General features: G+C 69.6%; 15 protein-coding genes and 3 pseudogenes. 8 read left to right on the top strand and 10 right to left on the bottom strand.

Features of this window, described 5'->3' with window-relative positions; all coding sequences use genetic code 11:
• The first annotated feature begins 608 nt into the window (after positions 1-608).
• Positions 609-1230 (top strand): annotated as a pseudogene (locus tag ACZ6S6_RS22815) (dihydroxy-acid dehydratase domain-containing protein).
• On the opposite strand, the gene ACZ6S6_RS22810 reads toward ACZ6S6_RS22815, so the two are convergent.
• The 6 genes from ACZ6S6_RS22810 to ACZ6S6_RS22785 all read right to left on the bottom strand — a co-directional run bounded on the left by ACZ6S6_RS22810 (position 1212) and on the right by ACZ6S6_RS22785 (position 8136).
• A complete protein-coding gene (locus ACZ6S6_RS22810; protein WP_469706765.1) occupies positions 1212-1814 on the bottom strand; it encodes a DinB family protein in 603 nt (200 codons plus the stop codon). The pseudogene ACZ6S6_RS22815 and the gene ACZ6S6_RS22810 sit on opposite strands and share 19 nt — an antisense overlap.
• Before the next feature lie 111 nt (positions 1815-1925).
• Positions 1926-2222, bottom strand: coding sequence for a hypothetical protein (locus tag ACZ6S6_RS22805; protein ID WP_362966188.1), 297 nt, complete (start codon positions 2220-2222; stop codon positions 1926-1928).
• Positions 2223-2464: 242 nt separating this feature from the next.
• Positions 2465-3856 carry an MFS transporter gene (locus tag ACZ6S6_RS22800; RefSeq protein ID WP_469706764.1) on the bottom strand — a complete coding sequence of 464 codons (1392 nt, stop codon included), beginning with the start codon at positions 3854-3856 and terminating at the stop codon, positions 2465-2467.
• A 1-nt stretch (position 3857) separates the two neighbouring features.
• The gene (locus ACZ6S6_RS22795; RefSeq protein ID WP_469706763.1) at positions 3858-5621 is read right to left on the bottom strand and encodes a condensation domain-containing protein; all 1764 of its coding nucleotides are present in this window, start codon (positions 5619-5621) and stop codon (positions 3858-3860) included.
• An 86-nt stretch (positions 5622-5707) separates the two neighbouring features.
• Entirely contained in the window at positions 5708-7033 is a 1326-nt protein-coding gene (locus ACZ6S6_RS22790) for a DUF6271 family protein (RefSeq protein ID WP_469706762.1), read from the bottom strand.
• Positions 7015-8136 carry a phytanoyl-CoA dioxygenase family protein gene (locus ACZ6S6_RS22785; RefSeq protein ID WP_362966180.1) on the bottom strand — a complete coding sequence of 374 codons (1122 nt, stop codon included), beginning with the start codon at positions 8134-8136 and terminating at the stop codon, positions 7015-7017. Before ACZ6S6_RS22785 ends, ACZ6S6_RS22790 begins: the two co-directional genes overlap by 19 nt.
• Positions 8137-8519: 383 nt before the next feature.
• Here ACZ6S6_RS22785 and ACZ6S6_RS22780 point away from each other — a divergent pair, with 383 nt between their 5' ends.
• The 4 genes from ACZ6S6_RS22780 (at position 8520) to ACZ6S6_RS22765 (ending at position 11230) form a co-directional block, all read left to right on the top strand.
• Positions 8520-9377: a class-II aminoacyl-tRNA synthetase family protein gene (locus ACZ6S6_RS22780; RefSeq protein WP_469706761.1), complete on the top strand. Its 858-nt coding sequence runs from the start codon at positions 8520-8522 to the stop codon at positions 9375-9377.
• 72 nt (positions 9378-9449) lie between these two features.
• Complete coding sequence (locus tag ACZ6S6_RS22775; RefSeq protein WP_362966176.1) at positions 9450-9692, top strand: acyl carrier protein; 243 nt, start codon at positions 9450-9452, stop codon at positions 9690-9692.
• 10 nt (positions 9693-9702) lie between these two features.
• Positions 9703-10320: a 4'-phosphopantetheinyl transferase family protein gene (locus tag ACZ6S6_RS22770; RefSeq protein WP_469706760.1), complete on the top strand. Its 618-nt coding sequence runs from the start codon at positions 9703-9705 to the stop codon at positions 10318-10320.
• 214 nt (positions 10321-10534) lie between these two features.
• A complete protein-coding gene (locus ACZ6S6_RS22765; RefSeq protein ID WP_362966172.1) occupies positions 10535-11230 on the top strand; it encodes a type 1 glutamine amidotransferase domain-containing protein in 696 nt (231 codons plus the stop codon).
• Between the two features lie 494 nt (positions 11231-11724).
• On the opposite strand, the pseudogene ACZ6S6_RS22760 reads toward ACZ6S6_RS22765, so the two are convergent.
• Positions 11725-11865 (bottom strand): annotated as a pseudogene (locus ACZ6S6_RS22760) (IS5/IS1182 family transposase); the annotation flags it as partial.
• Positions 11866-12556: 691 nt separating this feature from the next.
• On the opposite strand from ACZ6S6_RS22760, the gene ACZ6S6_RS22755 reads away from it, so the two are divergent.
• Entirely contained in the window at positions 12557-13612 is a 1056-nt protein-coding gene (locus ACZ6S6_RS22755) for a type II toxin-antitoxin system Phd/YefM family antitoxin (protein ID WP_469706759.1), read from the top strand.
• A 292-nt stretch (positions 13613-13904) separates the two neighbouring features.
• Here ACZ6S6_RS22755 and ACZ6S6_RS22750 read toward each other — a convergent pair whose 3' ends face one another.
• Entirely contained in the window at positions 13905-14504 is a 600-nt protein-coding gene (locus tag ACZ6S6_RS22750; protein WP_469706758.1) for a TetR/AcrR family transcriptional regulator, read from the bottom strand.
• A gap of 112 nt (positions 14505-14616) precedes the next feature.
• Here ACZ6S6_RS22750 and ACZ6S6_RS22745 point away from each other — a divergent pair, with 112 nt between their 5' ends.
• Positions 14617-15807, top strand: a complete 1191-nt coding sequence (locus ACZ6S6_RS22745) for a cytochrome P450 (RefSeq protein ID WP_469706757.1) — start codon at positions 14617-14619, stop codon at positions 15805-15807.
• A 5-nt stretch (positions 15808-15812) separates the two neighbouring features.
• The gene (locus ACZ6S6_RS22740; protein ID WP_362966162.1) at positions 15813-16031 is read left to right on the top strand and encodes a ferredoxin; all 219 of its coding nucleotides are present in this window, start codon (positions 15813-15815) and stop codon (positions 16029-16031) included.
• A 40-nt stretch (positions 16032-16071) separates the two neighbouring features.
• Here the strand turns inward: ACZ6S6_RS22740 and ACZ6S6_RS22735 are convergent, their stop codons facing one another.
• Positions 16072-16245, bottom strand: coding sequence for a hypothetical protein (locus ACZ6S6_RS22735; RefSeq protein ID WP_469706756.1), 174 nt, complete (start codon positions 16243-16245; stop codon positions 16072-16074).
• Between the two features lie 176 nt (positions 16246-16421).
• Positions 16422-16883 (bottom strand): annotated as a pseudogene (locus ACZ6S6_RS22730) (carboxymuconolactone decarboxylase family protein).
• Positions 16884-16981 lie beyond the last annotated feature (98 nt).

The following is a 16981-nucleotide window of genomic DNA, read 5'->3' as shown; positions in this document are numbered from 1 at the left end:
GAACGCTCCTTTGAGCTGAGGCGACCGCCGCGCATCGCGCCGGAGGGGTCGTGTGGTGACGATGTGGCGTTGGAGGCCGCCGGAGGTGCCGACGAGCCGTCGATGGAACAGCACCCCAAAAAGGCCCACAAAACAACAGAGTCGAACTTGTTGTGTGAATAACACGCTTGTCGCGGGGCTGAGTCAAGGCCGCGTGCGGGGGCGAGACAAGCCTGTGATGTTTCGGTGCCGGATCCAGCGTGTGAGCGCACGAGCGTTCCCGTCATGTGGGGGGCGGCGTCGGCCGGCCGGTCATCGGTCCTGTTGTCCGGCGTTCCCTACGCTGCCCAACGGCCGTCCCTGTGAGGCCTGTTCATCGAACTTCCTCAATTCGTCATTTGATAGCATTATCAAACCCGTCGTCGAGGCAGGCCCCTGCACGGTCACAGCGCGACCGCGAACCGCCGCTCCCGTCGCGGCCAAAAGCGCGGACATGCCTGGCAGGGCCAGAAGCAACATCCGCCGCAGTTCCCGCAGTTCCCGCCGCGCCGCGAGAGCCGTTGCGCAGCCGCGCGTGGTTCGGAGGCGGCGGAAAGAACGGGTTCATAGCCCGTCACCACCTGCGGGCCATGGGGTGCGGACGCCACAACTTCGACGGCCGTTCCGTCATCGGTATCCGCAACACCTTCTCCGAACTGGCGCCGTGCGACGGCCATTTGCGGATCCTCGCGGATGCCGTGAGGCGCGGGGTGCTGCAAGCGGGCGGCTTCCCGCTGGAGTTCCCGGCCATGTCACTCGGTGAACTGTTCCGGCGGCCGACGTCGATGCTGCACCGCAATCTCGCGGCCATGGATCGAGGAGCAGATACGGGCCGATCCGATCGATGCCGTCGTGCTGCTCACCGGCTGTGACAAAACCACGCCGGCCGCTCTGATGGGCGCCGCCCGCGCGGGCGTGCCCGCCGTCGTCCTCACCGGCGGACCGATGCTCAACGGCCGGTTCCGGGGCCGGGGCGTGGGCTCAGGAACCGACATCTGGCGGATGACGGAAGAACTGCGGGCTGGGGCGGTCTCGCAGGAGGAGCTCACCGGCTTCGAGTCCTCATTGAACCGTTCCGCGGGCCACTGCATGACCATGGGCGCGGCCTCCACGATGGCCTGCTTGACGGAGGCGGGCCTGGTACACCCACCGCTGGGACTCCCGGCCCGCCGGCCCCTGCATCCGCCAAGCGGCTACGGCGAAGTCAAGTGATGGTCCTTCTGGGCGGCAGCTTTGGCAGCTCGCTCGATCGTCGCTCCGTGGGCATCCCACACGGCTGCCTCGCGCTGATCAGTCGCGTATTCGGCTGTTGTCCCAGTCGAGCCGTCGAGTTGTTCGCGCAGGATGTCGGCGTGTCCGGCATGCCGGCTGGTCTCGGTGAGCACGTGGACCATGATGTTGAACAGCTTCACGTTGGGGCGCGGCCACCAGGGCACGTGACCGGGGGAGTCGATGGTGAGGGTGGTGATCGTCGCATCTGAGTGTTCCCATACGCGACGGTAGCGGCCGGTGATCTCCTCGCGCGTCTCGTGCTCGGTTGCCCAGAGGTCGGCGCCGCGCTCGGCGGTGTCGTCCCACCGGGGCAGAAGTTCGGGGAACGGTCGGCCGAAGACCTCGCCGAAGTATCTGGCCTCCCAAAGCGATAGGTGCTTGACCAGGCCAAGAAGGTTGGTACCTGTCGAGGTCAGCGGGCGACGGATGTCGTACTCACAGAGCCCGTCGAGCTTCCAGAGCATCGCCTTGCGAATCTCTCGCAGGTCGCTGTGCAGGTAGCCCTTCGCGAAGTCATCAATCATGGGGCACGAGCCTGTCACGCGCTGCTGACGGGCTCAACATGTGACCAACACTCGTCGGCGAACTTCACCGAAGCCGCTTAGCCACAACTCACCGCCTACTGGCGGACGCTCTTATTCGGTGTGTGACGTGTGGGTGGTGATGTGGATGTATTGGACGTCGAGTTGGTTGGCGATGTTGTCCAGGGCGTGGGCGAGAGCGCGGACGGTGACGGGTTCGAGGCTGACGTTCGCGTCCTCGTCCATGACCAGTACGGGGGTGCCGTCGTGGGTGCTCGCCTGCCAGGTGCCGGCGATGGACCGCAGGAGTGCGGTGACGTGTTCGGCGGGTACGGTCAGCCGCCCGTCGGCCTCGACGCTGACCTCGGGCGCCGCGAGTCGCGCTTCGTGTCCGTCGCCTTGAGAGCTCATGCTGCCCATTCCATTCGGCCGACCTACAGGCTCGGTGTCGGCGTCGATGATGACCCGCACGCGCGATGGACGCAACTCGACGGCATCGGGCGCGGGGACCAGGAGGACCCGGTCACATGGTCCCGGTATTACGGAACGTGGCGACCGACTGTGCGGATGCCTGCGGGCTCGCTCGGTTCCGGAGCAGTGTGACGGGCCGGCCCGCCCCTCGGCGGTCGAGCGGCGGGCCCGCCACGGCGTCCTCAGGACACCGGCACCTCGTCCCGGCCCGGTGCGGACGGCGTCGCGCCGTCGCCCTTCGCTGAGGGAGCGGCGTCCGCGGGGCCGGGCGCCTCCGTCGCGGGTGCGGTGAGCGCTTCGACGTTGCGCATGTCGGGCACGGGGGGATCGACCGGCGCCACCGGCGCGCGGCCCAGGCCCCGTATCGCCGGGATGGAGAGCATCACGGCGATGCAGACGAGGCCCATGCCCGACGAGAAGAGCAGCACGTGGTCGGCGCCGGCCAACTCCGCCGCTGGGCCGGACAGGGCCCGGCCCAGCGGAATGACCATGATCGATCCGGCGACGTCGTACGCGGAGACCCGGCTGAGGACGGCCAGCGGGATGTGGGACTGCACACTGGTCGCCCACATCACGCCCCAGAAGGCGAAACCGCAGCCCGCGATCATCCCGGTGACCGCCGCCACCGGGAAGGACCAGCCCAGCGCGGGGGCCAGCGGATTGAGCGAGAAGAAGAACATCGCGCAGGCCCCCGCTACCAGCGGCCGCCGGGGCCGGACCCGCATGCCGAGCAGGCCGCCGACGATGGTGCCGGCGCCGTCGGCGGACGCGATCCAGCCGAAGCCGCCGGCACCGTGCTGCTCGGTCAGGAGCGCTGCGCCCAGGGGCAGGGACGGGCCGAAGACGAACAGGCCGTAGACCGCCCACACGGAGATCACCCCCCACAGCCACGAACGGGAACGGAACTCCTGCCATCCGGTGGCCAGGCGCTGCCAGATCGGGTCGTTCCCCTCGTCCCGGGCCGTGCTGAGCCCCCGCAGGGGTATGAGGCCCAGCGCGCTGAGGGCGTACGCGGCCGCGATGGCGAGGTAGGAGCCCGCCACGTCCCAGTAGGCGACGAGCAGTCCGGCGAGGCCGGGGCCGATCAGTGTGCTGATCGCCTCGGAGATCCGCAGCAGCGCGTTGGCGCGCTGGATGTCCTCGGCGACCTGGGGGATCATGCTCGCCAGCCCTGGCTGGAACATGGCGGTCGCCGCGCCGCTCAGGGCCATCAGCGCCATGATCTGCCAGAGCCGTATGTCGGTGGTGACCAGGAGCGCGGCCAGGGCGAGCATCGCCACCATGCGTACGGCGTCGGCGCCGACCATCATCACCTGCGGGGTGAACCTGTCGGCGAGCACGCCGCCGAACAGGACCAGCAGGGCGATCGGTGTCATCCACGCGGCGAGCGCGTAGCCCACGCCGCCGGCGCCGTAACCCGCTCCGAGCACGGCGGTGGTGAGGGAGACCATCAGCATGCCGTCGGCCAGCAGCGAGGTGCTGCGGGCGGTGAAGAACAGCCGGAAGCGGTGGGAGCTCCACGGGCTGGGGAGGGCGTCCGGTCGCGATTGTTCGGTGGAATCGTCTCTGGTCATGTCACATCGTCCGGTCGCGACCGGTCCCTTCCATGAGAATGTTCCGGTCGAGCCACGCCGAGGTGAGGTCGGTCCGTGCCGGCGGGTCCTGGACGATCACGTACCGGTGCGGGGCCAGCCGTCCGGGGTTGCCGGAGAGGGTCTCCATCAGCGCCGCGTGGGCCCGGCCGGGTGTCAGCGAGACGTCGCCGGATGCGATGAACGCCGTGAGGGTCCGGGAGTCCGCGTCCCGGCCGTCCGTATCCGTGCCGTCCGCGGACCGCGCGGTCGCGTGAACAGGCAGGCCGCCCAGTGCCGCCGCCAGGCCCTCCGCCACGTCCGGCGGCGAGATCCAGCAACCGTCCACCCGCTGCCAGCCGGCGGGACGGGTGGGAGGCCGCACGCCCGTCACCTCCGTGAGCGCGTCAAGCGGTACGTCGGCTTCGGCGGATGCCTCCAGGAGCCTGACGAGACCGGTCAGGAAGTCCTCGGCCTCCGCGCCCGGGAAGAGCTGTGCGTCCGTCCACAGACTGAGGTGGAGCAGGGGCGTGGTGGCGTGGACGAAGCTGAGGAGGCGGGTCGGCAGCACCTGCTCCGGGCCCCAGTCCAGTTCGAGGTCCGGCGCCTCGGTCTCTCGCGCGACGACGGGCGCGAACGTCGAGGGCAGAGAGCTGGTGTCGTTGAAGACGACATCGCGCGCGAAGTGGCTGCCACGCTCGGACGTGACGGACCCGATCATCTCCCACAGCGCCACGGCATCGAACTGGCTGTGCCGGTAGGCGTTCAGGGCCGCACCCCACGCCTTGCGAAGCAGCGCGTCGAACGAAGGCACCTGGACGTCGAGGAAGAGCAGGGCGTCCTGGGAGACGGTGGCGACCGACCGGGCGAGACGGGTGGTGAACCGGTTCGACGTCGGTACGGCAGCCACACACGACGTCTGGCCCGCCCGGTGGGCGACGAGCGCGCACCACGCCGACAGCAGCACGGTGGACGGCAGGGCGCCGGTGCGCTCCGCGGTCCGGGCCAGCGCCCGGCCGCCCCTGAGCGAGCGGAGCGTCAGCCGGCGCTGCGCGCTTTCGGCGCCCACCGCGCGCGGCTCGGCGAACATCGCCTGGGGTCCGGTGCGAAGTACCCGCTCCCAGTACTGCAGGGACGCCGCTGACTTCCGTCTCCCGGCCGGTGCGGCCTCCTCGGCGGCGAGGTCAAGCGGGGTGTACGCAGTGACGGAAGGCAGGGGTTCGCCGGCCAGCAGCGCCAGCCACTCCTCGCGCAGAACGGCGAGGGCGCTGCCGTCGATCGCCGCGTGGCTGGCCGCCAGGGCGACGAAGCGCGGCGCGCCGCCGACGACGAGGAGCGTGATCCGCAGAGGGAAGTCGCGGTCGAGGCGGAACCGCTCCGCGCGGGCGGCCTGGGCCACCTGCTCGGCGTACCGCGCCGGTTCGACGCAGAGGTCCGTGTGGTCGAGGACGGTGACGCCGAACGATCCCTCGGCGGCCACCTCCTGTTCCCGGTGCGCGGCGCCGGGGGAGTGGGGGAACGTCGTGCGCAGGGCGTCGTGCCGTACGGCCAGCCGGCGCAGCGCGTCGATCACCGCGTCGAGAGCGGTGTCCGGGGGCACGGGCCACACGTCGTGGATGTTGATCTGTTCCGGCTCGTCCCTCAGGATGCAGCGGATCATGTTCGCCTGGCCCATGGTGAGCGGCCCGCGGCCGCTCGCACCGCCCGCGTAGGCGACGGTGAGGGTGCGGGTGCCCGACGGCCGCAGGGAGGGGGCGACCGCCGTCACCGGCGTACCGTCCGAGGGATCCGGCGCGTCGTGGGAGCGGTGCCCGGTGGGTTGTTCATGTGATGCCTTTCGCGCCCTGGGGCGGTTCAGAGGGACGGAGCCGGCGAGGCCGCTGCCGGCCCGGTACGGCGGGCGGTGCGGGTCAGGGGTTCCCACGCGTCGATCAGCAGCGCGAAGTCCTCCATGTCCGTGCGTGCGCGGTCGAGAAGGCTGCTGCGACGGGCGGCGAACAGGTCGGCGGCGCTGGTGTAGCGGCCGCCCAGCGAGCGGTAGCAGCGCTCCAGTACGTCCAGGCGCCCGGAGTTCTCCGCGGGGTCCAGCGCCGCGGCCTCCCGGACATAGTGGGCGACGGCCGGGGCACGGACGTGTCCGGCGGCGTCGAGCAGGGTGCTCCCGGCTGCTCGCATCCGCGTGTACACGGCGTCCAGGTACGGCGTGGACAGGATGAACTTCGCCAGCCGCAGCTGGTAGGCGAGGAATCCGCTATCCGAACGTCGTTCCCCGGTTTGGTAGTTGACGATGTGCCGGTTGTGCAGGACGCCGGGCCGCCCGGCGTCCTGCACCACATGGATGAGGAAGTAGTCGCTGCCGATCGTGTCGAGGGCCGGCGGCAGCGGCACCCGGCCGTACACCTCGCGGTCGAAGGCGATGTTGCACATGTCCACCCGCGTCGCGGCGACGAGCGTCAGAGTGGTCAGGTCGCCGGTGTACGGGGTGGTCCCGGCGCCCCGGAACGAGCTCTCGACGAGACTGCGGCGCCAGATCTCGGGCTGTCCGGACGGTATCGAGAGGCCGATGACCTCGTGGTACACGGCTGGATCGAGCCGGCGTATCTCCTCGACGTCCACGGACATCTCGCCGACGAACGACCCGCCGACCAGGGACACACGCCGGTGCGCGTACGCCGGGTCCAGCCGCCGCCGGGACACCAAGTCCGCCGCTTCGGACGCGGGGAGGCCCAGCGACCGTAACTCGTGGTGGAGGGGGAAGACCGGGGCGCCGTCCGCCGACTGGTAGCGGCTGTCGGAGTCCCGACGGTGGGTGGACGCGCAGCCCAGGGCCTCCGCGATCAGGAACGCGCGGTTGGTGCAGGCGCCGTAGGAGACGCCCTGCGGCAGCAGCAGGTCGAGCACCTTCTCCGGCCGGGCGACTTCGGAGCTGCTGATCACCGCCCGCAGCAGGGCTCGTTGGGCATCCTCGTCCATGTGGTGGACGATCACGCCGGGCGCGGGGTCCAGCGCCTCGACCGCCTTGCGATGCGCGGCGCGCACCGGCGCGTCGGCGGAGTCCAGGATCAGCAGCCGGACTTCGGCCCCGAAGTCACGGGCGCCCTGCGCCGCCTCCTCGGCGACGGCGGCGATCGTCGCCTCGCAGGCGCGATCGGTGGGAAGGGTCAGGCAGACACGACGCACGAGGACGCTCCGCCCCGCTCGCCGTCAGCCGGGTTCGTGGCGCCGCCCACCGCGGCGCCGCCATCCCGGGCATCCTGCCACGACGCCAGTCCGAGAAGGCGGCTGCCCAACGGGGTGAGCGCGGCGGTGGGGTACCGCTTGGACTCGTGCAGTACGGGATCGCCGACGAGCGTGCGGTTCCAGCGCGGCGTGCGCAGGTGCCGCCAGGACTCGACCCTCGACTGCCGCAGCCGGGAGTGCTCCTCCAGGGCGGGCATCATCGACAGGTACTGGACCGCCCGCACCCCGTCCGGGGAGATGTTCCGCGCCACGCCGTGCGCGAGGAGGCCGTTCCAGATGAGCAGGTCGCCCGGGTGCAGCTCGGGCCGCACGACCGGCAGTTCGGCCCGGTCGATGGAGGGGCGCAGCGGATCACGGCCGGGGCTCTGGCGGATCCTCCACTCGTCGAACTGCCTGAACAGCTCCGGGCAGCACTGGAATCCGCCCGTCTCCGGGCTGGTGTCGTTCAGCGCGATGATGCCCTGCACGCGCTGCGGCGGGACGCCGAGCGTGGTGTCGATGTCCCAGTGCAGCTCGATGTCGAAGCCGCGGTCCGTGGCTTCGATCAGGGCACGGTCGCGGTTGCGGACGTTGGGCGGATTGAGGTTCAGCCGGTCCAGCGTCACCCACAGCTCTTCGCAGTCCCACACGTCGGCGAACGCGTCGTACACGCGCTGCGCCTGGCGGTTGTCCCACAGCAGTTGGTGGTGGTACGCCTCGACGAAACCGTAGACGTGCAGTTGCTGGTCGAGTTCGGAGCGGAAGGGCCGGTCCTCGTACCAGCTGTCGGGTCGGTCGGGGTCGAGCCCCTGGAACTCCCAGGTGAAGTCCAACAGTTGCCGTGCTGTCTCCGCCGGCACGGCCTCGCGGACGACGACGTACCCGTACGTCTGCCAGTGCGCGAAGTCCTCCTCGGACAGCACCCGCAGGGGCTGCGTCTTCTTCAGCTCCCGCAGGGTGCTCTGCGCGAGGTAGGCCTCGCCGTCCGCGCTGAAATATGGAGCGTCCGTCGCCGCCCGGTGCAGACGGGGGCGTCGCCGACGGTGGGTAACGGGGGGCGTCATGGGGTCCCTTCCAGCGGAACTTCGGTGGATGCCACGGGGGAGCGCGGCGGTGTGCGGCCCGGCCGAGGGCGCGGACGAAGGCAGCACGGGGCGGCCCTCGGCGGAGCGATGGCGGTGGGCGGCGTGTACGGATGGCTGCTGCGGGCGGAGATGAGCACCCACGTCGCTGAGCAGAATTGGTCCAGACCTGCTCCGCTGTCAAGTGGATGCCGAGTGTCGCGACGGATGTCACAAAGGTGCGTGGCCGCATCCGAAACGCCCTCGCGCCGAGCCGAGTTGGCTCTGCACCTTTGGTCTAGACAAGTCGTCGGATGCTGGCCTAAGGTCCCACTGCGCGGCTCCGGCCCTCGTCTGTTCGACCACCCCAGAGGAGCATTTCTTTCATGAGCACAACCGGCATCACGGTCCTGCCGGACGGCGGTCTCAAGAGCCCGGGGCCCGGCCTGATCCCGCTGGACCCCGTGCACACGGCCCTGTTACACGGCCTGGACGCACTCCTGACCCGTCTCGCCGGACGCCTCGGCGCCCCCGAGGTGGTGGGCCCGCCGCTGCTGCCCGCCGAAGGTCTGACCAAGCTCGACTATTTCCGCAACTTCCCCCAACTCGGTGTCTCAGCAGGGGGCTTCACCTCCGAAGCGCTGGACGTCCTCGCCGGCGGCGGCCCGCCCTCCGGCCTGCCGCTGCGGCCCACGGGCTACCTGCTGCCGTCGGCCACCTGTTACGGACTGCTGCTCTCCCTGGAGGGGCGCGATGTCGGGGACGAGGGCCTGCGCCTCTCCGCCACCGGTCGGTGCTTCCGCAACGAGACCCACTACGACGCTCTGCGCCGGCTCTGGGGCTTCCACATGCGCGAAGTCCTCTACCTCGGCACCAAGGACGGCGCCGTCGAACACCTGCAGCAGGGTGCGGAGTTCGTGCAGGAGACCGCAGCGCTCCTCGGCCTGGAACTGACTCGCGCCGCCGCCGACGACCCGTTCTACGACAAGGGCGGCTCCCGGGCCCGGCTGATGGCGCTCGACCCGGTCAAGCACGAGTTCAGCGCCCCCGACGGGACGGCCATCGCATCCGTCAACCGGCACCGCAACTTCTTCGGCGAGCGGCTGGACATCCGCGCGGGCTCCCACGGACCGGTGTACAGCGCGTGCGTCGCCTTCGGCGTCGAACGCTGGGTCCACGCCATGATTCTGGCCCACGGCAGCCCCGAGCAGGCGCTCGAAAAACTGAGGGCCGTCGGCATCTGAACCCCGGAGCCTGGGCTTCGAACGGTCCCAGGAATCAGGAAATCCGCGAAGAGCAAGGAGCGACCGCGCCCCATGGAACGTGTCATCGCATGGCTGTACGAGAAGAACCCCGGACTCGACGAGGAGATCGCCCCGGACGAGGACCTGATCGAGGCACGCCTCATCGACTCGATGGACTTCCTGGAGTTCATCGACCTCCTGGAGGAGATCTCGGGCAGCAGCATCGATCTCCAGGAGGTCACCATCGACGACTTCCGTACGCTCAACCGCGTACGGGAGCGCTTCCTGGTCTCCTCCGTGGCGGCCGCAGGGTGAGCCCCCGCCCGTGAGCGAGACCCCGCCCGTGCCACAGCCGGCGCAACAGCCGGCTCTGGTGGCGGTCGCGGCGACCGGCGAGGTTCTGGACCACCCGGACCTGGACGAGAGCCTGCTCCTGCCGTGGGAGCTGCGGCGACTGGCCAGGATCCGGGTGCCGAGCCGTCGCGACGACGTGGTGGCGGCCCGCCTGCTCGTACGGCTGTGCGCCGCGCGCTTCATAGGACGGTCCCCGTTCGACACCGTGCTGGACCAACACTGCCCGGACTGCGGCAGGTTCGGACACGGCCGGCCTTCGTTGCGCACGCATCCCGGCGTCGGCCTCTCCTTCAGCCACGCCGACGGCCGCGTGGCGGCCGCCGTGGGGCCGGGCCCGATCGGCGTCGACGTCGAACCCGCGGACCGCCGCCCCGGCCCGCTGCCGGTACTGTCCCGGCTCCTCCCGGAGGCCGAGGTCCGGGCCGCCGCCGACCGCGCCGACCCGGGTTCGGCGCTGCTGCGGCTGTGGGTCCGCCACGAGGCACTCCTCAAGGCCGGCGACGACACACTCCCGGTACGTGACTGGACCGACGCCCGGTGTGGGGCCGTGGTGGCGGTGGCGACTGCCGGACCGCTCCGACGCGAGTGAGAGCGACGCCTTGTGTCCGGGCTCCACGGCTGTCATCGCATCCATGGTTCGCATCGGATCTCCGATGGCCAGGATCGGTATCTCCACGGGTAGCTCTATTGGCACTTCCGCGGCGTGCGGGTCTAACGTCGTGGGTGTCGCCACGGTGGCGCCCGGCGACGGCCCCCCTTGCGGGGAGGGCGACCATGCGGGCCGGAACCCTTCAGGAGAGCACATGGCTAAGATCCTTTTTGTGATGACCGGCGCTGATCAGCGGACGCTGGCCGACGGCGGCAAGGTACGCACCGGCTTCTGGGCCGACGAGGCGGTCATCCCCTACGACGCGTTCAAGGCCGCGGGCCACGAGATCACTGTGGCCACTCCGGGCGGCGTGGTTCCGCCGGCGGACCCGTCCAGTCTCAGCGCTCGGGCCAATGGCGGTGAGGCGAACGCTGCCGCGGTCCGGGCCGCGGTGGAAGGCGCTGCGGAGTTGCGTAGCCCGCTGGCTCTCTCCGACGTGCGGGCGGCGGACTTCGACGCGGTGTACGTTCCCGGCGGTCAGGGCCCGATGGAGGATCTGGCGGTCGATGCCGACTCCGGTCGCGTCCTCACCGAGGCGTTGGAGTCCGGCCTGCCGGTGGGCGTGGTGTGTCACGGCCCGGCCGCGCTGTTGGCCGCGCTCAAGGAGGACGGCACCAACGCCTACGCCGGCTACCGGATCACCGCCTTCACCAACACCGAGGAGCAGCTGGCCGGTAACGCCGAGACGGCGAGGTGGCTGCTGCAGGACCGGCTCACCGAGGCCGGTCTGAAGGTCGAGGCGGGCGAGCCGTGGGCGCCGCATGTAGAGGTCGACCGTAACGTCGTCACCGGCCAGAATCCCGCCTCCTCCGGTCTGCTCGCTGCCGAACTCCTCAAGCAACTCGCCTGAGCCCTCGTCCGGTTGAGCCCTCCATGGCATCCGGGTTCACGGGTTGGTCGGGACACCTCTGGGCCACGTGAGATGTTGGCGATGAACGTGTGGCTGCTGATCGGTGGGTCTGGCGCGAGATTTTCGTACGGCTGGTTCTGTCTACGGCTGGGGAGCTGAGCTCGTTACGGGGCTCGGTCACTGTCCGGGCGTGCTTGATGCTTCCGGGCATTGTCACGAACGGGCTCGCCCATGGCATACCCGACGCCGTGATCTGCTCGAAGGTGCCGTTGGCGGACCCGGCCATCGTGGTGCCGGGAGTACAAGCAGTGCAAGATCATCTGCTGGGTTCCGGACAGGGCCCGGTCGAAGCCGATGCCAGGCTCCTCGATGTAGATGCGCGAAGGGAGGGCGACGGCCTCGCCCCGCACCTGGACCTCAAAGGGCGTCATCGGTGCGAAGCCGGCCTCCGGTACGACAGGCGAGGCTGTCCGGGTTCGGCCCGTCCGCCGATGCCAGTGCACCGCGATCAACAACGCTCGGTCCTCCAGCGGAAGACCCCATGGTCGCCCCGGATGGCGTCCGCTCCGTCGCGCCGCAACGCGGTCACCGGCTTGGTGAACTGGCGGCGGGCTCAGCCCGGTGAACGGGCCTATCCAGGACGGCTCTTAGGCCGTGATCACACCGGCCATATCATGATCATTCCATGCCGTCCCGACCGGACGGAAGAGCCGTCAGACCTCTGGGACGAAGGACGGCTCGATACCCATCGCAGCGACGCCCGTACGCACGGAACGGTCGAACTGCTTGATCTCCGCCACGAGAACATCCCAGGCGACGGGCGAGGTCCAGAAGTCGGGCGTGAAGTTGGCAGCCGTGCCAGCGCCTCACCGTCCTGGTGGAACTTCTCCAGCGCGGCCCGCTCCTGTTCGCTGCCTTGGTCCTGCCAGACCAGCTCCACGTAGTCGGCGGCCAGCCAGATCTGCTCCGGGGTGAGCTCGGGCAGCTTCGGCGATGTCGTCTCCATGACGATTCCCTCTTCGTACGGGCCGCGCGCCCGCTGCGCCCGGCCTGTTGACCACGCCTTCGGAGCCGGGGCCTGTGGACAGAGGACGGAGCTGGGACGGGGTCGCTGCCTGTGGCGTCGATCTCTGACTTTGATCGTTGGTTGGCGAGGCTGGGGTGTCGAAGCCCCAGGTGGCCGTGTTTCGTGGATTTCTTGTTGGCGGGTCTGTTGACCGCTTGTCGGCGAGTCAGGCTGCGCAGCGGTGACGCTCTGTGGTGCAGAGGCGGTTCAGAACCCGCCCCGGCCCGGCCGTCGCATCGCCGCCAGTAATGTCCCCTCGTATGGACAACGTTGAACTGAGCGACGCCGTAGCGGACTTCGCGGGTCTCGTCGGTCGCGTCGAGGAGACCGGCGAGCGGGTGTGTGTCGTCGACGGCGGCGAGCCGACGAGTGTGCTCCTCCCCGCGGCGGAGCTCGCCGAGCTGGAACACTTTGCCCAACGGGCCCACGGCGGAGCGCGACACCGGCCCAGATCTGGATTGGGGCAGCGGCACCCGTTCGGCCCGGACCCGCAGGGCCCGTACATCCGGTACGTGCATGCTGACGGGGGGCGGATGACCTTCGTGCGGGACCGGGTGGTCGTGGCCGAGCTGAGGTCCGTGGCGGAGCTCGACTGGCTGGAGGACAGGGCGCGCACAGCCCGCCAGGGCTACATGCCCCCGAAGCAGGCGGCCGCGTTCGAGGAGTTCCTCGCCCGCCAGGGCCCGGTGGGCGACGGCGTGGCGTGGATCGCCGGCAGTTGGCGGCGCCAAGAGCCCTTCACGGAAATCGTGTTCATCAAGGGGCTGACCGCCGAGGACGCCGCCCTCGCCTACGGGGCCGACGCGCAGGACATCGCCGACGGGCTGCTGCTCCACCAGGTCGAGGAGCGGGACGCACGGGAGGGCACCGACGACCTCACCCGCGTGCTGGCCTTCGGGGAGGAGAACGGCTGGACGTGGCTGGGATACCACGACTTCGACCATGCCTTCTCGCGCTCCCTCGACGCGCCTCCCGAGCAGCAGATCACGCTCGGTGCGACCATGGCCAAGGCCATTTACGCCTTCAGTTATTTCGAGGACGGGGTGTACCAGAACCCCTTCCCGATCGAGGACGGCGCCGAAGACCGGCGGGACATGTACGAGCTCATCTGGTACACCCCGGGGGAGGCGCCGTTCGCCCCGGAAGCGCCGCTGTCCTTCCTCAACCTGCACCTCCGCATCGCGGAGAAGGCAGCCAACTGGACGGACAACATCGCGCTGTTCCTCGAAGGACTGGAACGGGCCTTCGGCCTCGCCCTGCCCCGGAACGCGATCACCTCCAGGAACGTACGCTGCGCCCGTCCGGCCCGCCGCTGAACCAGGGGCGCGAGGCCGCACCACCGGGACCGCCGGTACGCCTCACCACATACGGCTGGGCCAGGACGGCGCGAACCCGCCCTGGTGCATCGAGGCCGCGAGCGACTGTAACTCACAGTCACCGGATCGCGGCCCGCCAACTACGGGTCAAATCCGCGAACTGCCGATCGACGCAACACGATCACAGACAAAACGACGAGACGAGGGGGTCAACCGGGAGGGAGTGGACGGACGCCGGTGGTGATCGTCATACAACGGACAAGGGGCCCTTCCTACACCTCGCCGTCGCCTCCTACGCCTCGCCGTCGCCCGGCTTTGCCGACCACAGATGGCTGAGCGTGCCGAGGACGAGACGGCAGACATCGTCCGGCTCGGCACCGGCCAGCGGCTCCCGCGCGACGACCGTCCGCATCAGTCCGATCCCCAGCAGCCAGGCCATGGCGAGATCCGCCCGCAGCACCGCGTCCGGGGCACCGGAGAGCCCGGCCAGCGCACCCTGGTACTCCTCCCCCAGCTCCCGCAGGGTTCCGGCCGCCTCGTCGCCCCGCCCGACCGAGCGCAGATAGACCTCCAGGGAACGGTCCTCCGCCCCCTCCGCGCTCCGGGTCAGCATCGAACGCAGGGCGGTCTCGAAAAGCTCCTCGGGCGGCGTCGCCCGCAACTGCTCCAGCCCGCCGAGCGCGACGACTTCCGTCAGCAAACCCCGTTTCGAGCCGAAATACCGGAACAGCAAGGCCTGGTTGACCCCGGCCAGCGCGGCGATGCTCCGGACCGTCGTCTCCTCGTAGCCCCGCTCCGCGAACAGGTCACGGGCCGCCTCCAGCAGGCGGCGACGGGTGGCCCGAGCATTCCTGCGGCGCTCTTCGGACGGCGGTACGGAACCGGGTTCCATGGCGGCATTCCTCTCGGACGGCCCGTCAGGATAACGGCTGTAAAGCGTCGTTGACTGCCCGCGAAGGACACTCCTACCGTTGTAAGCAGCTGCTTACATCCGGGAGGCCGCAGTGACGACCGCAGATATCGCGCCCCTTGCCTACCCCTTCAACACCCCCGACGGACTCCAGCTTTCCGATGCATATGAGCGCGTCCGCGACCAATCGGGCCTCTTGAGGGTCCAGTTGCCGTACGGAGAACCGGCCTGGCTGGTCACCCGCTATGCCGATGCCCGGCTGGTCCTCGGTGACCAGCGCTTCAGCCGCGCGGCGGCCGCCGCGCACGACGAGCCCCGCCAGTCCGAGGGGCAGCGCGACGGCGGGATCCTCGGCATGGACCCGCCGGACCACACCCGGCTGCGATCCCTGGTCGCCAAGGCGTTCACCGTCCGCCAGGTTGAGAAGCTGCGCCCCCAGGTCCGGGAACTGACCGCCGCCCTGCTCGACGAGATGGAGACGGCCGGGCCGCCCGCCGACCTGGTCGACCTGTTCGCGCTGCCGCTGCCGGTCGCGGTGATCTGCCGGATGCTGGGCGTGCCCACAGAGGACCGGCCGCGGTTCCGAGTATGGAGCGACGACGCGCTGTCGACCAGCTCGCTCACCGCCGAGGAGTTCGACGCCAGCCGCGCCGAACTGCGTTCCTACATGGCCGGGTTGATCGACCAGCACCGCCAGGTACCGCAGGATGACCTGATGACGGCCCTTATCGAGGCCCGCGACGACGGCGACCGGCTCTCGGAGCTCGAACTCATCGATCTCTGCGTGGGCATCCTGGTCGCGGGGCACGAGACAACCGCGTCCCAGATCCCCAACTTCGTCCTCACCCTCCTCGACCACCCGGACCAGCTGGCCAGGCTCAGGGCCGAGCCGGAGCTCGTACCGAACGCCGTGGAGGAACTGCTCCGCTTCGTGCCCCTGGGCAGCGGGGCCGGCCAGCCCCGGTACGCCACCGAGGACATCGAGGTCGGCGGAACGCTCGTCCGCGCGGGCAGCCCGGTCCTGGTAGCCGTGGGCGCCGCCAACCGCGACGCGCTGCGGTTCACCGCCCCGGGCGTGCTCGACATCGCTCGGGAGGGCAACCAGCACCTCGGATTCGGCCATGGAGTCCACCACTGCCTGGGCGCCCCGCTGGCCCGGCTGGAACTCCAGGAGGCACTGTCCGCCCTCATAGCCCGCTTCCCGGAGCTGCGCCTGGCGGGCGATGTCACCTGGAAGTCCGAGATGCTGGTGCGCGGTCCGCGCGTCATGCCGGTGGAGTGGTGAGCGCCGTGACCTGGAACGTACACGTCGACCCCCAGCTCTGCCAGGGTTCGGGGATGTGTGCCGGAACGGTCCCGGAGGTGTTCGCCCTGGACGGCGAGCGCGCCCGTGTGCGGGCCGAGGGGATCGAGCCGGACGAACGGGTCCTGGACGCGGCCGACATCTGCCCGGCCATGGCGATCACCGTGCACGACGGGGCCTCCGTCATCGGCCCCCACCGCGACTGACCAGTTCCCGCAGGGCGGTTGGCGGGCTTTCGCTGGCGGCTCAGCCGAAGGGGACGGCGTCCGCCAGGAAGGTGTGCCAGTTGGTGACGATCGGCTGATCGACCGTGATGGTGCCGATCTTCAGGGAGACCAGGCCGGGGTCGCCGTCGCCCACGGCGACAATGGTGCTGTCCAGTTCCTTGCCGCCGTCCGCGCCACCGGCCTTCGGGTTCACCCCGGTGTAGGTGACGGTGCCCCCGGTCTGTCTTGGTCTACGTCAACATGCTGTTGGTGCAGCAGGTCCTCGTGGACGTGGAGTGGGCTGGCATTCTGACTGAAGAGGGGTCGGGGGTGGTGTTTTGGTGAGTTCGGTGGCTGTTGCTTGGTCTGTGGGTATGAGCTGTGCTGGTTTCAGTTCCAGGTTTGGCCGGCGGGCTCTTTGATGGTGCGGTTGAGTCGGTTGAAGAAGTTGGTCAGTGCGATCTCGAGGTTGATTGCGCTGATTTGTTCCTCGGTGAAGTGGGAGTTGGCCTCTTCTCAGATTTTGTCGGTGACGCCTTCGGCGCCGTCCTGGAGTCGGGTGGCTGCCTCGGTGAGTGCGAGTGCCGCGCGTTCGGCGTCGGTGTAGAACGGTGCTTCGCGCCATGCCGCTACGTTGTGGAGTCGCTCGTCTGTTTCGCCGGCTTTTTTCGCGCCGGTGATACTGGCGTAGATGCATGCGGAGCAGCTGTTGATCTGGCTGGTGCGAAGGTGGACCAGGGCAAGTAGTTTCGGGTCGACGCCGCCGCCGGCGGCAATTGCTTTGTGGAGGTGCTGGACCGCGGTCCATACATCGGCGTTTTTCGTGTTCTTGTTCTTGAGTCGGTTTTCCATGTGAGACCGAACTGCTGAGTCTCACGCCGTTATCCTGATTGATTCTCATTCGAGTGTCTCCGGCTAAGACCTGTCCTGTAAGTGCTGGTCACCGGTGA

Source organism: Streptomyces sp. NPDC048671 (assembly GCF_055587045.1).
The sequence above is the reverse complement of the archived record's forward strand: the minus strand, read 5'-3'. Positions and strand labels throughout refer to the sequence as shown.

Excerpts from the sequence above, each read along its gene's own strand:
- ACZ6S6_RS22800 (WP_469706764.1), bottom strand. The coding sequence starts at position 3,856 with ATGACCAGAGACGATTCCACCGAACAATCGCGACCGGACGCCCTCCCC.
- ACZ6S6_RS22765 (WP_362966172.1), top strand. The coding sequence starts at position 10,535 with ATGGCTAAGATCCTTTTTGTGATGACCGGCGCTGATCAGCGGACGCTG.
- ACZ6S6_RS22810 (WP_469706765.1), bottom strand. The coding sequence starts at position 1,814 with ATGATTGATGACTTCGCGAAGGGCTACCTGCACAGCGACCTGCGAGAG.
- ACZ6S6_RS22775 (WP_362966176.1), top strand. The coding sequence starts at position 9,450 with ATGGAACGTGTCATCGCATGGCTGTACGAGAAGAACCCCGGACTCGAC.
- ACZ6S6_RS22755 (WP_469706759.1), top strand. The coding sequence starts at position 12,557 with ATGGACAACGTTGAACTGAGCGACGCCGTAGCGGACTTCGCGGGTCTC.
- ACZ6S6_RS22805 (WP_362966188.1), bottom strand. The coding sequence starts at position 2,222 with ATGAGCTCTCAAGGCGACGGACACGAAGCGCGACTCGCGGCGCCCGAG.
- ACZ6S6_RS22785 (WP_362966180.1), bottom strand. The coding sequence starts at position 8,136 with ATGACGCCCCCCGTTACCCACCGTCGGCGACGCCCCCGTCTGCACCGG.
- ACZ6S6_RS22780 (WP_469706761.1), top strand. The coding sequence starts at position 8,520 with ATGAGCACAACCGGCATCACGGTCCTGCCGGACGGCGGTCTCAAGAGC.
- ACZ6S6_RS22750 (WP_469706758.1), bottom strand. The coding sequence starts at position 14,504 with ATGGAACCCGGTTCCGTACCGCCGTCCGAAGAGCGCCGCAGGAATGCT.